The following is a 16,426-nucleotide window of genomic DNA, read 5'->3' on the forward strand; positions in this document are numbered from 1 at the left end:
GCTTGCGCGTTAGCATTCGCATTGCCGAGCGTTGGCTTGTTTGTTATTTTCCTCTTTACCAAGCAAGTATTTCCTTTTAAGCAATCTCCCCTCAAACCCCATAATTTTAATTGAGGGTTGGCTTCGGGGGTAGAGTACAACTCTTTTATATACGCTTTATTTGGAGGATTTGTTGCTCTTTTCCTCCCCATCCCCCTCAAACAAACTATCCAAAGGACTGCGCACTGACATCAAAGACCGCTTAGAGCTTGTTTAGAGCGGTTTCGTCATAAAAATCAAGGATTTATGGTTCTGGCTTCCTCACTAAATTTGAGTTTAGCGGGCTAAACTCAAATTTAGTGAGGAAGCCAGAGCTTGCCCCGCATTTCTGCGGGGTTCATAAAGCGTTGATTTGCAATAGTAACGAGCTCCAAACATGCGCTAAGCCTTTGATGCAAAGTGCATCTCTACTTCTCCTTTACCTTTTGCTTTAATCTTCCCGCGGCTTTTAAAGGTGAAGGTGGGATTATGCTTCAACAGTTCGTAAGTCGCCTGACTGATGTTTACGCTACCCACCTCGCCTGAGCTTTCCATACGGCTCGCTGTATTTACCGTATCGCCCCAAATGTCGTATTGGAACTTTTTCACACCTACTATTCCAGCCACAACCGGCCCCGTGTGAACGCCCACCCTTACCTCAAAATAAGGTAGGTTCCGGGCTATCTTTCCGGCTTTCCCTTTTTCCACCACTTCAACCATTTCCAGGGCGGCTTCCACTACATCTGTTGCGTGTGTGTGGTTTGTCGAAGGCAATCCGCCAGCTGCCATGTAGGAATCCCCTATGGTTTTAATTTTTTCAATGCCATGCTTCTCACAAATTTGGTCGAAAAGCGAAAAGCACTCGTGCAAGTCCCTGACCAATTCTTTAGGGCTAAGCTGCTCGCTCATCGCAGTAAAACCTTTAAAGTCAGTAAAAAGCACTGTAACCTGATTGATCAGCTTGGCATCAGCATGTCCTTTTTCTTTAAGCTCCTGGGCCGTTTCTTCGGGCAATATATTGAGGAGCAACTCCTCGCTGCGTTGCTTTTCTTTTCCGATGCGGTTGCGTTGAATAAAAAATACTCCCGCAAATAGTAATACAACGGCAAATCCGCCCATAAAACCATTGCGCACCAGCTTTTGCCTCTCCAGCTCCTCCAAAGCAATGGCATCTTTTTTCTCTTGCTCAGCTTGCCTTGCCGCCTCTTTTCTGGAAAATTCGTACTGCATTTGTGCTTGAGTCAACTTACGGGTGTTTTCCTCATTGTAAATGCTATCCTTCAAGATAATCCTCTCCTCAAAGTAGGTAAGGGCCTTTCCTTCATTTCCCAGTTCTTTATAAGTGCCGTAAAGGCACTGGCACGATAATTCTTGCACCACTATTGCCCCCAACTCTTTGGCTATCTTATATCCATCTCGACAGTATTTCAGTGCCTGATTGTAATCTCCTTGGCGCATGTGAAATAATCCGATTTGATTCAGGTTGCGCGCTACTTCTTGCAGCGTTCCCAATTCTTCAAAAGCGGACAAGGCTTTTTGATAATATAGCAAAGCCTTCGGGGCATTCCCCTCTTGTTGATATAGAGAAGCCAGACTGCCGTAAGTCGATGCCACACCGTAATTGTCACCGATTTCTTGATTTAGTTTCAGACTTCTCTCAAAAAACTCCAGCGCCTTCTCGGTATCTCCTTGCTCCTGATAAATGCTACCTATATTCCCCACTTCCACAGCTATTCCTTGTTTTATACCAAGCTCTTCGTCAATGGCAAGTGCTTTTTTATAGTACTCCAAAGCTTTGCTGCTATTTCCCTGAGTGTTGAAAATGTTACCGATATTATTCAGGCTCATGGCCATGCCTTCTCGGTTGTTAATTTCCTCGTCTATTGCCAGGGCTCTGTTGTAGCGTTCTAAAGCCTGTGGGTAAATCCCTTGTTCCTCCCAAAGCACTCCCATGACAATCTCAGCCTCGGAAATGCCCGCTTTATTGCCAATCTTCTCATTCGCTGCAATTGACCGTTCAGCCAGTTCCATGGCTTTGGTAAAATCACCCTGCATTTCGTAGGCAATGCTTTGCAAGGTATAGGCTTGATTTACTGCTTTGGGGTAGTTGCGCTTTTCGCCAAAGTCAACCATGGCTTCAGTCAACACAAGAGCACTATCGGGTTCGGAATAAAGATACCCGTCCCAGATATAGGTTTTAAAGGCATCTACCCGAATAGAATCGGTTTGTGTTTCGTCTTGCCAAATGCTGTACAAGGAGTCGAACTTGGTTTGGGCTTGGATGGCAAGGGTGGGCCATAACAGTAAAAGGGTAAATAGTATTTTCCTCATGTAGCTTTCTTTTTGAACAGCATACGACTCAGCGAAATGCGCAGTGTGGCCTGCAAATACACTCCCGGTGACGAAAGATACGAAAACCACAAAAAACCACAACCCTTAGAGATGCTATGTTAGCCTCTCTAAGTGGTCAATCTATAAAAAGAAGCCAGCACGCTCCTGACAACCTATAAAATAGCCGCCGACCTATCCGTGAGGTCCTGAATGTCATTCTTTTCCTTTATCGTTTGCCGCCCCACCGTCAAAACCATCTCAGCGTGCCGGACGATGGCCGCTTTGTACTTTTCTTGTCTTACAAACCCGTCTATAGTCGTGAGGGCTTCCATCAGCCGGATGATCACCGCGGTATTCCCTGCTGAAAACTGCCGGATTTGATTGAATGCCGTATCAAGTACGCCCCGGAAATCGACGGCATCCGCAATGACTCTAAGGTTCTCCTCCTCATCAAAGCGATAGGGTGAAGGGAACTTTGCCTGTGCCAAATAGGACATAATTGCGGTGAGGTTGTCAATACAGGTTATGGCGGTGTACGGGTCATTCACGCCGGGCGAAAGGGCACGTGCCGCTATTTCCACCATCTGCTGAATGGAGTACTCCAGGTCTTGCTGTGACGTCTTGGTTTTCCCGATGACAAATTGGCCGGGAATCCTTAGAAGCTCCGCCTCATCCCAGTCTTCATTGGTGTAGAGTACTCCAATCTCCAAACCTTTTACCACATGCCCCCCGGGCCGGTAGTACAACTCAATCAAGGCGTTTTTTTGGGTTATGATTTCGAGCAAAGTTTCATTGTCAATATACTGTAAATAGCCACTTTTAGGGGCTTTTATGGAGACCTGCCTGATATACCCGGATACAGCCGCTGAGCGATCGGTACCGTCATCGTCTTCCGTTTCTTCACCCACTTGTTCAGAAAACAGCGTCGCGAGTTGGCTGGTGATAAAGTCAGAAATATCAGAGATCACCTTATCGGCCTGAATGCTTACAGCGATTTGATGAATAAATACAATGAGCAAAATGATGTTGGCCACAGCCACCAAAATCGCTACCAGTATGGATATGGCTGGAATAAAAACATAGTCGCCCCCGTCTTGTATGGCATTTAAGACCAGCAGGCAATAAAGATAGGTGGAAACATAAGAACCCAACACCACCTGATTGAGCCGGACATACATGAAGTTTTTGATGAGCCTGGGGCCAAACTGAGAAGAAGCAAGCGTCAGGGCTACCAAAGTGACGGAGAAAACCGTTCCGGCCACACCTATCATCGCACCCGATATGGTAGACAGTATGCTTCGGGCCGAAGCCGAGCTCTTCACAAAAAAGAAGCGGCTCACACCATCTTTCGAAAAACTAATCTGACCATCGAGGTACACAAGCCCCACAGATAAAAGCACAGCAGTGATGATGATGAGGACCGGGACAAACCAGAACGTCGCTTTTAATTCATTCCACTTAAAAAGTAGCTTATTCATTTGCTAAATCGTTTTAGACGTGCAATGAAAATGGTCTCCAAAAGGTACCCTTTAAAGTCCAATATCACAAACGCTCAAAAACGCCCCCACCCACCTGTAACCAATCCCGGCCCACGCATTATGAAGACAACGAACCAAATTCGGGAACAGGTTTTTCCGATGTTCCTAATTTTTGGACGCCCCGGGGCTTTTTTATATCCTGAAAACCCAATTTGACCAGCTGGTCCGGCTACATATAATGCTTGGCTTGCGGAAAAAATGTGCAATAGATGCTTTCGAATTTGCAATTAAGCTGTTCTTTTGCAAAAACCAATCTTATGAGTGCGCCCAAACGGACGGTCTCAGATGCGGAGATGCAGGAAGAGTGGCTTGAAGTGCAGGCCGCTCAACGGGATCCCGCTATGTTCCGGCCCCTCTACGAGCGCTACTACGAGCCCATCTATCTTTACGTTTTTCGCCGCACCACCAACGAAGACCTAACCGCAGATCTCTGCTCCCAGGTTTTCCTGAAGGCTTTGCAGAAAATCCACCGGTACGAATACAAAGGTGTGCCGTTCTCGGCATGGCTGTACCGGATTGCCAGCAATGAAATCGCCCAGTATTTCCGAAAAGCCAATAAAAACAGGGTCGTCACCATCGAGGATGCCCCCCTGTCGCACCTGGCAGAAGAAATCGGGCAGGATATTCCGGAAGACCTCACCCCCCTGCTTGTTCAGGCCCTGGACTCGCTCAGGGAGGAAGACCTACAAATTATTGAACTGCGCTTCTTTGAGGAGCGCCCGTACAAAGAAGTTGGCGAAATTTTAGGGATCACGGAAAACTACGCCAAAGTGAAGACTTTCCGCATCCTTAACCGTATAAAGAAAAACCTGGGCTAATGATACAGACCCTAACCTTACGATCAAGTGAAAACCTTACGCCCGGATTTAGAGCTTGTTGGACGCCCGCAAGCGGGCTGCAAAACCAGCAATTATGAGTAAAAATTACCACTTCAAATTCAACCCTGAGCAGCCTGCTAAAGCGGATATCGAGCAACAACGCGACTTCGATGCCCTGATGAAGCAGTATCAGGCCGCCAAGCGGGCTCAGCGTTCCGCAAAAATACGCCACCTCGCTTTCCGGAGCCTCAGCGCAGCCGCAGCCGTGGCTCTCCTGATCTTTGGTGTGCGGGCAGTCTTCTTCTCCGGCGAAACAACACCGCCCATTAGCAATACGGCCTTCCTCAAACAGCAACCCTATATCGATCAGCCTATTCAGTCCTTGTCGGCACCTACCTTTGCCAATTTCCGGGTCAATACCGCTAAAGGGGGCGTATATGAATACCCCAGCGGCTCCAAGCTCGTGGTGCCGGCCGCCGCTTTCGCCAACGACTACGGCCAGCTCATCGGCGGTGAGGTGGATGTCTTCTACCGGGAAATGCACGACTATGTGGACTTTTTCACCTCTGGCATCCCCATGCGCTACGACTCCGCCGGTAATGCCTTTCAGTTGGAATCGGCGGGCATGATCGAACTCTATGCAGAGCAAAATGGACAGCGTGTCCAACTCGCTGTGGGTAAGAAAATTGATATCGAGCTGGCTTCTGAAATCATGATCCGGACCGACCGGCTGAATGAACCTCCATCTTATAATGTATATTACCTCGATACCCTGATCAATCAGTGGCGCTACCAGGATGCCGATCAGCTGCAACTGCTGGAAACCGGACAAGTGATCGGCGGTGACCCCCACAAGGTGGAAAAAACCGATCTACTCGAAGCCCTACGGGTCATCGATATCCGCAAAGAAAGCCGGCTGTCGGCCCTCGAAAGTAGTGTCCCTATGCCGGTGAAGCCCCTGCGCCCTATACAGGCAAGTGGCGACCGCCCGACCCTCGAGCTCAACTTCCTCGATGGCTCCGTACAGGTGGAAGATGCGCAGAATGGACAGGTGGAAAGCGAGTTGGCCCAACTACAGCAAATGTACCAGAACGTCATCTGGCAGATTTCTGAAGATAGCCCGGCTTATGATCAACGGGCTTTCGCTGTGGAATGGGAATCGGTCAGCATACGCCCCATCAACAACCGGGACTATGAGCTTACCCTCATTCACCCCAAAAATCAGGTGACGCTCATCGTCAGCCCGGTACTCATGGGCGAGGACTTCCAGAAAGCCCTTGACCGGTACGCTGAAGAACTGGTGGCTTACCAAAAAACAATGGCCAGCCGCGAAGCTCGCCTGGGCGAAGAGCGCGAAGCCATCCTCCAAACCGCTGAGGCCGAAAAGCAAGCCGCGATCGCCCAATACGACGAAAACGTTGCGCCCGAAGAGGGTGCGGCAGACCTCCGCTACCTCGTGCGCCGCAAAGTCATGAACCGCTTCAAGGCCGACAAGCTGGGCGTCTGGAATTGCGCCCGCCCCGTACCGGTCAATGCGCAGCCGCTCAAGGCTAAGTACAAAGATCAGTACGGCAACACCTATCAGGAAGATAAAATGTATCTGGTGGATAAAAGCAAGAATACCGTCTACCAGTTTTACTCCGGCAGCGAGGTCATCGAAGGCCTCAACCCAAATGCCGATAACCTGATTTGGGTGGTAACGCCTGATGATCAAATTGCGGTGCTCCGGACCGGGCAGCTACGCCGGATCAATCAGCAACCTGGACAATCCACCACCCTCGAATTGCAGGTCCTCGGACAACCGGCAGACGCCCGCGAAGCCAGGGAAATGCTACAGTTTTAACGATTCTCCGTTTCGCCAAATAAACCGACGACCCGCTCTCCGGGGCGGGCATAGCCCCGGTACATGCCCGGCGTGTTAAACGGCATCGTGATGTTGCCGTTTTTGTCGAGAGCGATCAGCCCACCGGCACCGCCTGCCGCTTTTAGCTTCTCGTGGATGATGTGTTGCCCGGCTTCCTCCACGCTCCAGCCTTTGTACGCCATAAGCGCCGTCATATCGTGGCCCACCGCGTACCGGATGAAGTATTCTCCGTGCCCGGTACAGGATACCCCACAGGTTGAATCGTCTGCATAAGTGCCTGCCCCAATGACCGGCACATCCCCAAACCGGCCGAAGCGCTTATTGGTCATGCCCCCGGTAGAAGTCCCCGCTGTGATATGCCCTTGCTGGTCCAACGCCACACAGCCTACCGTACCGTATTTGTAGTCCACCGGTAATAGCGCGCCGGTCTTCGAGGCTTCAGCTGCTCTCGCCCGCTCCAGGGCTTTCCAACGGCTATCTGTGTAAAAGTAGTCCGCCGGCACCGTATCCAGCCCCTGCTGACGGGCAAAAGTTTCTGCACCTTCCCCGGTCAGCAGCACGTGTTTGGAATGCTCTAAGACGGCCCGCGCCGCCTGAATGGGGTTTTTAACGTGGCGCAGCCCACCTACGGCTCCCGCATTTCGCGTGGCGCCGTCCATCATGGAAGCATCCAGTTCATTATGCCCATCGCTGGTAAAGACTGCCCCTTTGCCTGCATTAAAGAGAGGAGAGTTCTCCAGGAAAATGATGGTTTGCTCCACAGCATCCCGGCTGCTCCCGCCATCTTTCAGAATGTCTTCTCCAATCGTCAAAGCGGCATTCAGGGCTTCGCGGTAAGCGGCTTCCTGTTCTCCAGTGATGTTTTCCGGCAAGATCGTCCCTGCCCCACCGTGGATGACGATGGCGTAGGCGGGCTTTTCAGCAACAGCCTCGGCAGTAGCCACCGTGTCTGAATCCGACGTAGGGTTCTTGGAGCAAAAAGCGGCACTCAGGGCCATTAGGACGATTAATATTCGATTCATAGTTTTTCGTTATTCCCGTTTACCGGATTAAAGTGGTTTGCCCTTTGAAGACCTCCCTGAGCCCGTCCCGGTATTCCACCTCTATTATCCAGAGGTAAACGCCGGGTTGTGCAAGCTTGCCGCGGTAGTTGCCGTCCCAGCCCCGTGCGGGCTGATTGGGCGTAATATCGTTGTCTTCATAGATCAGCTCGCCCCAACGGTCAAAGATGCGGAACGTCAAAATGTCCACATCAACGCCTTCCCGGGTGAGAATGCTGAGGATATCGTTGACCCCATCGTTATTGGGCGTAAAGCCGGTAGGTACAAGCACGGGGCGGAATTTCTCCGCGTAGAGGGTCATAATATCTTCTCCGGTGCACCCGGCAATATCCGTCACGATCACACGTATGCTCCGTTGGAACTCTACGGTGGCCAATGGCGCGCTACAGCGGAAACAGCTGAGTACGGAGGAGTCTTTCGGGAACCACTCGTAGCCAAATGGCGCCAGGCCGCCCGTAATCTCCGGATTGAGCCTGATCGTATCTCCATAATTGATGGAAAGTGTGCCGCCCAGGTCTACCATCACGGGGTCGGGTGTTCCAATCACGGCGGCATCCGCCAGAAAGCGGCAGTCGTTGGCATCCGTAATTTGAATATCGTAGGTGCCGGGCTCCAGCCTGATGAAGGTGGAATTACCAGAGAAAGAGGCACCCCCATCGATGGAGTAACGGTAGGTGGGCGTCCCCCCGCTTGCTGAAATTTCAATACGCCCGTCTTCTTCTCCAAAACAACTCACATCAAGCCCCTCTACAATAGCCGCCAGGGCCGTATCCGGCTGCTCAATGATCAGGGTCTCGGTTTGGGTGCAATTCGCTGCGTCCGTAATGGAAACGGTGTAAGCCCCGGCTGCAACAGCCTCTATATTGGGCGTTTCTGCCCCATTCGACCAAAGGTAGGTATAAGGCGGCAGTCCGCCCGATACTTCGATAGATGCTCCACCGCTGCGCTCGCCGAAGCACTCCACCTCTGTGGTTTCCCCAAACAAATTGATGGGGCTGGATTCGGTGACCTCCACGTCAATCGTGGCGGTACAGTTGTTGCTATCCCGTACGGTAGCTGTGTAAGTGCCCAGCCCCAGATTGCTTAGGGCAAGCCCGGTAGCGCCATTGCTCCAGGTGGTGGTGTAAGGCGGGTTGCCACCGGTGACGGTCAGGGCGATCTGCCCGTCTTCGCCCCCCGAGCAGGTCACGCGGGCCACATCGGCCGTAATCACAATCGCTGAGGGCTGCGCTACCGTAATTGCAGCGGTAGCCTCACACCCTAATCCATCCGTGAGGGTAAGGTTGTACAGGCCACCGGCCAGACCGGTCTGATTGGCCTGAGCGGACAAGCCATTATTCCAGGTATAGGTATAGTTGCCATCCCCTCCTGTCGCGGTGATGGTAATCGCGCCGTCGGCAGCACCGTTGCAGGAAGCACTTTCCGTTGTAAATTCAAGATCAAGCTCAGGGATGCTATTGACCTCAGCGGTATCTACAATCGTACAGTTATTGGCGTCCGTGACCGTGACCGTGTACGTACCGGCGTCCAGCCCCTGAGCGATGGCCAGGGTTTGCCCGTCACTCCATTCGTAGCTGTAAGCGGGCGTCCCCCCTCCTACAGTAACCGTTGCGGAACCATCCGGCTCAGGCAGGCAGGTGGCCATCGTCGAATTGGTGGAAGAACTCAGCGCCTCAGGGTCTTGCAGGGTTACCGAGTCTGCCAGCACACACCCGTTGGCATCCGTGAGTGTGAGGGCGTAAGTTCCCGCAGCAAGATTGGAAGCCGTGGCTGTGCTTTGCTGATCGCTCCAGGAAAAGGTGTAGCCCCCTGCTCCTCCTTCCGGAGTTACGGTGATGCTCCCGGTAGGCGTCCCCTGACAGAGCGGGTTATTTGGCACAAAGGATAAGGCCAATTCAGTGGCTTCCGCAATGACTAATGTATCCAAAGCCGTGCACCCGTTCGTATCCGTTATGGTTACCTCAATTGCACCAGCGGCCAGGCCTGTGGCTATGGAATCCTGCTGCCCATCTTCCCACAGGTAGGTATAAGGTCCGGTGCCCCCCTCCGGAATCACCGTTGCCGTACCAGAAGCATCACCGTTGCACTGCGTAGGGGTAGTCTCTGTGGTATTCAGCAGAATTTCCGGCTGTGTTACCGAGAAGCTATCTGCTACCGTGCAATTATTATCGTCAGTGATGGTTAGGAAATAAGTACCGCTGCCCAGATCAGAACGGTCCTCTGGCCCCGCTCCAATATCACTCCAGCTGTAAATCAGCGTGCCCGTACCACCGGAAGCGGTTACTTCCACGCCACCGTCTGACAAGCCAGAGCAGCTGGCGGGGAAAGGCAATAGTTCATAAGCAATGCTGTCAGGCTCACCTATGCTGATAGAATCGGTAAGGAGGCAGCCGTCGGCATCGGTCAGCTCAAGGGTGTAAGTGCCGGCCGATACCTCCGCAATGACAGAGTCTGTACCGATGAGCGCCCCTTCGTTTCGCCAAATGTAGCTGTATGCAGCTGTGCCCCCACCGGGGACCACAACGGCACCCCCGCTGAGGCTGTCTGCGCAAAGTGCATCCATGCCGGATAGTTGCAGGGTGAGCGGTGTCGGTTCCTGTATTTCAAATGGTACTACCAGGGTACAGCCATTGGCATCCTGAATATTTGCAGCATAGCTACCGGCAGGGATCTCAATCACCACTGAGCTATCCGAAACCGCCACCAGTCCGCCATCGTAGGTAATTTGATACGGCAGGGTGCCGCCGGTAAGATCAAGGCTGACCATACCCGAGGAATCGCCGGCACAACTGATATCCGTAACCATTTCGGTGGCCAGGAGACTGTCGGGCTCCGGAACCGTAAGGGTGTCCAAAGCCACACAACCCGTCACATCCGTAATCGCCACCGGATAATCCCCTCCAGATAATCCCGTCTGCAGGGAGTCTGCGCTCAACCCTTCCCAGTCGAAACTGTAGGGGCCGTTGGGTGCCGGAAGTTCCAGCGCGATGCTGCCATCAGCGGCATCCTTACAGCTGACTGGCGTGATCTGTTCGATGATTTCCAGCGGTGCAGGTTCGGTGACGGTTATACTTAGGGTGGTACCGCAATTGGCACCGTCCACTACCGCCACCTGATAGTCCCCGGCAGCTAAGCCGTTGAAGATACCGGTTGTATTTTCCACCCCATTTAGTGCAAACTGATACGGGCCAACGGTGCCTGAGGCGCTCACCTCAACGCCTCCGTCGCTGCCCCCGTTACAGGTGATGGGGGTAGTATCCACCAGCGTGACATTTGGAGGCACACAATCCAGGGTCTGGCAAGTGATCGTGCTTGATTCCCCGGGGCATTCGCCTACCCCGCGTACCTCTATAGTCACACTAGTCAGGAAACCCAGGTTGTTGATGGTGTGTTGCGTGTTGCCGTTGGCGGGTATCCAGGGGCCTCCGTCAATGCTGACTTCATAACCGCCGGTTGCCCCGGTCACTTCGTCCCAGTCAACCGTAATGCTGCTGCCTGTTACATTTGCACAACTCAACGCAGGCGCAGCGGGCCCTTGCAGGACCTCAATAGTTATGGTATCGGAAGTAGTACACCCATAGGAGTCGGTGGCATTCAGAATATAAGTGGTCGTGGTATCCGGTGTGGCAACAGGGTTGGGGCAATCCGAACAGCTCAGCCCGGCAGCAGGCTGCCATTCGTAGCTGATTTCGTAGACCGGATTGAAGGTGATGGTCCAGCTGTGCAAAGTACCACCGGCGCTTGGCGTATCATCAATCATGAGCAGCTGCCAGGTACCATTTGAGTTTTTGTCATCGCCGTACAGGTCAGACCAAATACCCTCCGGTGCCCAGTTGCCGGTAAAGGGCAGGTCAGCAGTAGTCAGGGTGTTGATGTTGGTGACCGCCTCCGGCGTGAAACAGGTGTTTATAAAGAAGTCCTGCCCCAGGGCATTACCCCCATCGGCACCAACGTCCGTAACGAGCTCCATAAACTGATCGTTGGGCCCGATGAGGAAGAAGTCCATATCGTCAATCCAGCGGTGGTCGAAGCTATCGATACACACGGATTGGATCACACCCGGCCCCAGTGTAGGGGGTATCACGCCAAGCACCGTCACCGGAGAAAACAACTGAATGTTGGGTGGGTTATTCGGAATATTGACTGGGGACGTACTGGTAAAGGAGGGCGGTGGAGGCAGAGGCACCGGCAATTCGCCTTGCAGTTCAAGGCTGTCGCCCCGGCACAATTCCATATCCGGGCCCAAATCCGCCGGAATCAATGGGTTTTCACGAATGAGAATAGGGATAGTATCCCGGTTGCAGGGATCCCGCTGCACATCAATCAAAATCGTTTCCTCCCCTTCGTCCAGGTCATCCTCAAAGGCAATGATGGGGATACTGATAGAGCTATCCCCCGCCGGGATGAACAGGTTTGGCGGGATGAATTCATAATCAACCCCATTCTCAGCAGTACCCAGTATCTGATAATCGATGGGGAAATCCGATTCCACCGGACCAGGCAGGCTAAACGTAAGCACCCCTTCGGCACACCCTTCGGCAACAGAGCCATCGAGGCTGACGGTAGAGGCCTCCACATCCAGAGAGCCGGTACCAAAACTTTTCGCTTCCAGAAATACGCCAGAGTCAAAGGCCCCATCACTCACATCGGCAATAATCAGCTTGATGGTGTAGGTACTGCAAGGCTGCACAACGGCCTCCGCGGTAAAAACATTGGAAAAACCATCAAACACAGGTTGGTTGTTGGAGTTATCATTATCGTTGTAAAACTGGGAATAGTCCAGGCTGCCTTCGGGTGGCGTACAGTTGGACAAGGTACCATTACCCCCCACCTGCCCCGAATTGAGGTTGTTGATGGCCACCGGCAGATTAGTACCGGGCAGCAGGGCAATATTCTCCGCATTATTGGAAAATGGGCCGTTGATGCCAGGACCGCTGATGAAGAACCCGAATACATCATTAAAATTGGAGCAGGCATACTCAGGGTACTCCTCCGACCCAAAGATGTAATTGAAGCGCAGCGTATCAGAAATAGGGATAAAGGTGATGGTGTAACGTACCATGTCGTTGACATCTACCCCTCCGGTAATGGCCAGCAGGTCAGGGTCGGATAGATTTGTCCCCATGTTGGAGTTAGAGAAATCATCACCCACCTGGTCCACACCGGTCCCGGAATCAGAAGAAGCAAAGCCCGTAGACATCACGATCCCCCGGTTGATGCCGAGCTCGTCCTGTGCCTGATTGAAGAAGCCTACAGACTGAGGGTTGCCCGAAAAGTTGATATCGAGGACTTCGACACCGTCGCCCAGGAAAATATTGGAGATCAGATTTTCAGGAGTGAACGGCCCGCCGGAGGAAACGCTCATATCTTGTGCAGTAGCGACAAGGCTCAGGGAAACAAACAGGCCTGCGCCGAGTAGTTTTTTCAGGATTGTGCTCATAGTACTCAGAGTAACACTTTTTTGGCTTGCCAGGCCGGATGATTTTCAAGTTTGGTCTTCGTAAGCGTATGCTTGAAGGTAGTTGCCAACGTAAAGGCTAACCTTAGACACCATAAGTGTAAAAAATGGTGGAGGCCACGTGATAAAGAACGTGTATCACCTATTCCACATACTGCCAAAACAGAAGTTTCTGCAAATGATTTCTTGCAATATTTTCCAAAAATAAGGTGTTTAAACCGAAATAGCGGTGCTATGGACTGATGAATTCAGCTTTGCGTTCCGTATTTGACATTTTGCTCTATATTTTACCCCTATTTATCTAAAAAGTAGGGCCTGCTCTTCCAAATAGCTGTTATTTCAGCTCGTTGTAAAGAACAATAAGCTGTAATCCAACTGTTATACAACCTGTAATCAATCCTGAGCCGCCCGCTTCCCGGAGTTTGGAAACAAACAGCCGGATTGAAGCGCCCGGTCAGGGAGATGCATCAAAAACGCTTACAATCATACCACTATATGGGACAATTTCTGAAATTTCTACTAGCCTCCTGCCTGGGGCTGTTTATTGGCTTTTGCTTGCTTTTTGGCATTGGAGCTATCGCCATCGGGCAGGCCATCAGTGCCTCAGAGCAAGTCAAAGACGTTGAAGCGAACTCTGTACTGCACCTCACGCTCGAACGCCCTATTCCGGAACAAACCAACAACCTGGAAATCGACCCCTTCGCCTTTAATACCGAAAGTACCCTCGGGCTGACCGCTATGGTGGAGGCGATTGAAAAAGCCGCTGCCGATGACGACATAAAAGGCATCTTCCTTGAGCCGGAGCAGCTTGCTTCCATCGGGCTGGCCTCTGCAAGCGTGATCCGCGATGCCCTCGTGGAGTTCAAAGCTACTGATAAATTCATCATCGCCTACGGCGACTACTACACGCAGGCGGGCTACTACCTGGCCGCTACTGCTGATGAAGTCATCCTCAACCCACTGGGCATTGTGGACCTGAGGGGCTTCTCCACGCAAATTCCGTTCTTCAAGGACATGCTCGACCGCATCGGCGTCAATATGCAGGTCTACTACGCCGGCAAATTCAAAGGCGCTACAGAGCCGTACCGCCTCAACGAGCTTAGCGATGCCAACCGGCAGCAAATACGCACCTACCTGGATGATGTGTACAACCATTTCCTGTCAGGGCTGAGCGAATCCCGCGGACTGACGATGGATGCCCTGCGGCAGATCGCCAACGACTACGAAGGCATGGACCCGAATGCAGCCCTGGACAATCAGTTGGTCGATGCCATAGACCACCGGGACGCCGCAATGAACCTCCTGCGCGAACGCCTCGGCCTGGAAGCCGATGAAGAGATTAAGCAGGTCCGCTTAAGCGCCTACGCCAAAGCCAGTAAAGACACGAAAGACTACTCCGTAAAGGATAAAATCGCCATCATCTACGCAGAGGGCGCTATCGTGGACGGTAAAGGCACGCCGGGCACTATTGGCGATGAGCAATACGTCAAGTACATCAGGGAAGCCCGCAATAGCGACCGGATCAAAGCAGTGGTGCTCCGCGTGAATTCACCGGGCGGCAGCGCTATGGCTTCCGAGAATATCTGGAAAGAGATCCGGCTGACCCAGGAAGCTGGCAAACCCGTAGTGGTCTCTATGGGCGACTACGCGGCCTCTGGCGGTTATTACATTTCCGCTCCGGCAGACTCTATTTTCGCTGAGCCCAATACCCTGACGGGCTCCATCGGCGTCTTTTCGCTCATCCCTGATGCCAGTGAACTCATGAATAAGAAACTGGGCATCCACTTTGACACCGTAAAAACCGGGGATTTCTCTCTGGGTATCACCCCGTTTTTCCCCATGTCCCCACAGGGCGCTCGCCTGATGCAAATACGTACCGACAGCATGTATGAAACCTTCCTCAGAAGAGTGAGTGAAGGCAGAGGCCTGCCCCGGGATTCGGTGCACGCTATTGCACAGGGCCGAGTATGGACGGGTAATGCAGGTCTGAATAATGGCCTGGTTGATGCCTTAGGCGGCCTCGATCGTGCGCTGGAAGCCGCTGCTGCTTTGGCAGAGCTGGAGGAATACCGCACGACAGACTACCCCAAGGTCAAAGAGCCGCTTCAGCAACTGATGGAAGAATGGCTGGGTGAAGAAAATGTCCGTGCCCAGGCAATGATGAAATACCAACTGGGCGATCAGTACAAACATTACAAACTGCTGAAAGACTTAGCGGAAAGCAAAGGGGTGCAGGCAAGGATGCCTTACCTCCTGGAGTATTAGAGCGTGTTGGGACTTTAGTAATCGGTCTGCAAACTACACTTTTTTGCTTATACTTCGTCCCGAAAATCCTTCCCGCAAATTGCGGGACAGGCTATTTAGTTAAGGCTAAACTCCGGTTTTCGTGCCTCGTCTAACCAAAAAATTGTTAGTTTTCGACTAGAAGACCAACGTCCCAACACGCTCTTAGAGCGTGTTGGGACGTTGGTAATAAAAAAAGTGTCCTGCTCCCGGGAGCAGGACACTTTTTTTATTGGGCGAAGTGCAGGAACCGGACAGCCCGGTTACGAACGCTAATAAGCAACAAATTCCCGGGCGTGCGCCTCCATCACCTTCAGAGTGTCAGCGTCTGTGATTTCGCCATTGCCGTTTTTGAGCTTGAAAATACTGGAAATGGGCAGCTTATTAGGCATCACCGTCATGCCCAGGTAGTTGAGTACACCGGTGAGGTGCTCCATACCACGCAGGTTGCCCGCCCGGCCAGAAGCAATACCCACCAAAGCGGCTTTTTTATGCTGGAAGTTGCGGCTGTACTCCCGTACGGTGCAGGCATCAATAAACAACTTCACCGCCCCTGGGAAGCTGCCGTTGTATTCCGGCATCACAAAGACCATTTTTTCAGCCGGCAGCACGTACTCGTCCTGTAGTGCGCCTACTGAAGGCGACTGCTCCGCGTACATGGCTTCGTGAAACCAGTCATGCGGAATCTGCTCCAAAGCCAGTAGTTTCACTTCCTCTTCCGTATGCTTTTGCAGCAACTCAGCGTACAATTTGGCAAAATTCAGGCATTCGCTGCCTTTTCGGTTAGTACCGGATATAACGGTTATCATAATTTTCTTTAGCGGCTTTTAAGAATACAGACTACTACACAGTTTATAACCTAAAATTGTTTAGCACTTTCGTCTTCTGCTCAATTTTACTATATTCAAGCGCTAACCAAATTGAGTACTAACCAAGACCGTATGAAGATCACTTGCAGCGCAGGCAGACCCAACCTTTTGGCCTATCCAAGGCAAAAGGGCAAGTCCGGACCTGCAGCAATGCGGATTCAATGGGTCTGACAAATACATAGAACT

Annotated in this window: 8 protein-coding genes; 3 read left to right on the forward strand and 5 right to left on the reverse strand. The window is 52.0% G+C overall.

Features of this window, described 5'->3' with window-relative positions:
- Nucleotides 1–420: 420 nt before the first annotated feature.
- The gene (locus RIC19_RS18585) at nucleotides 421–2,349 is read right to left on the reverse strand and encodes an adenylate/guanylate cyclase domain-containing protein (protein ID WP_350179858.1); all 1,929 of its coding nucleotides are present in this window, start codon (nucleotides 2,347–2,349) and stop codon (nucleotides 421–423) included.
- Between the two features lie 173 nt (nucleotides 2,350–2,522).
- Complete coding sequence (locus RIC19_RS18590) at nucleotides 2,523–3,827, reverse strand: DUF2254 domain-containing protein (RefSeq protein ID WP_350179859.1); 1,305 nt, start codon at nucleotides 3,825–3,827, stop codon at nucleotides 2,523–2,525.
- A gap of 317 nt (nucleotides 3,828–4,144) precedes the next feature.
- Between RIC19_RS18590 and RIC19_RS18595 the strand changes: the two genes are divergently transcribed.
- Entirely contained in the window at nucleotides 4,145–4,705 is a 561-nt protein-coding gene (locus RIC19_RS18595; protein ID WP_350179860.1) for an RNA polymerase sigma factor, read from the forward strand.
- A gap of 94 nt (nucleotides 4,706–4,799) precedes the next feature.
- Nucleotides 4,800–6,548 (forward strand): hypothetical protein, encoded by a 1,749-nt coding sequence (locus tag RIC19_RS18600; RefSeq protein WP_350179861.1) that lies wholly within the window; start codon nucleotides 4,800–4,802, stop codon nucleotides 6,546–6,548.
- On the opposite strand, the gene RIC19_RS18605 is transcribed toward RIC19_RS18600, so the two are convergent.
- Nucleotides 6,545–7,591 carry an isoaspartyl peptidase/L-asparaginase family protein gene (locus RIC19_RS18605; RefSeq protein ID WP_350179862.1) on the reverse strand — a complete coding sequence of 349 codons (1,047 nt, stop codon included), beginning with the start codon at nucleotides 7,589–7,591 and terminating at the stop codon, nucleotides 6,545–6,547. The genes RIC19_RS18600 and RIC19_RS18605 overlap by 4 nt on opposite strands.
- 19 nt (nucleotides 7,592–7,610) lie before the next feature.
- Nucleotides 7,611–13,070 (reverse strand): choice-of-anchor L domain-containing protein, encoded by a 5,460-nt coding sequence (locus RIC19_RS18610; RefSeq protein ID WP_350179863.1) that lies wholly within the window; start codon nucleotides 13,068–13,070, stop codon nucleotides 7,611–7,613.
- 513 nt (nucleotides 13,071–13,583) lie between these two features.
- Here RIC19_RS18610 and sppA point away from each other — a divergent pair.
- Nucleotides 13,584–15,353, forward strand: coding sequence for a signal peptide peptidase SppA (sppA, locus tag RIC19_RS18615; RefSeq protein ID WP_350179864.1), 1,770 nt, complete (start codon nucleotides 13,584–13,586; stop codon nucleotides 15,351–15,353).
- Nucleotides 15,354–15,643: 290 nt separating this feature from the next.
- Here the strand turns inward: sppA and RIC19_RS18620 are convergent, their stop codons facing one another.
- On the reverse strand, nucleotides 15,644–16,180 hold the full coding sequence (locus tag RIC19_RS18620) for an NADPH-dependent FMN reductase (protein WP_350179865.1): 537 nt from the start codon (nucleotides 16,178–16,180) through the stop codon (nucleotides 15,644–15,646).
- Nucleotides 16,181–16,426 lie beyond the last annotated feature (246 nt).

Source organism: Phaeodactylibacter sp. (assembly GCF_040219495.1).
In the GTDB taxonomy this organism is placed as follows: Bacteria; Bacteroidota; Bacteroidia; order Chitinophagales; family Saprospiraceae; genus Phaeodactylibacter.

What these genes read in the sequence shown, in the direction of transcription:
- sppA (WP_350179864.1), top strand. Translation starts at nt 13,584, where the DNA reads ATGGGACAATTTCTGAAATTTCTACTAGCCTCCTGCCTGGGGCTGTTT.
- RIC19_RS18585 (WP_350179858.1), bottom strand. Translation starts at nt 2,349, where the DNA reads ATGAGGAAAATACTATTTACCCTTTTACTGTTATGGCCCACCCTTGCC.
- RIC19_RS18590 (WP_350179859.1), bottom strand. Translation starts at nt 3,827, where the DNA reads ATGAATAAGCTACTTTTTAAGTGGAATGAATTAAAAGCGACGTTCTGG.
- RIC19_RS18595 (WP_350179860.1), top strand. Translation starts at nt 4,145, where the DNA reads ATGAGTGCGCCCAAACGGACGGTCTCAGATGCGGAGATGCAGGAAGAG.
- RIC19_RS18610 (WP_350179863.1), bottom strand. Translation starts at nt 13,070, where the DNA reads ATGAGCACAATCCTGAAAAAACTACTCGGCGCAGGCCTGTTTGTTTCC.
- RIC19_RS18600 (WP_350179861.1), top strand. Translation starts at nt 4,800, where the DNA reads ATGAGTAAAAATTACCACTTCAAATTCAACCCTGAGCAGCCTGCTAAA.
- RIC19_RS18620 (WP_350179865.1), bottom strand. Translation starts at nt 16,180, where the DNA reads ATGATAACCGTTATATCCGGTACTAACCGAAAAGGCAGCGAATGCCTG.
- RIC19_RS18605 (WP_350179862.1), bottom strand. Translation starts at nt 7,591, where the DNA reads ATGAATCGAATATTAATCGTCCTAATGGCCCTGAGTGCCGCTTTTTGC.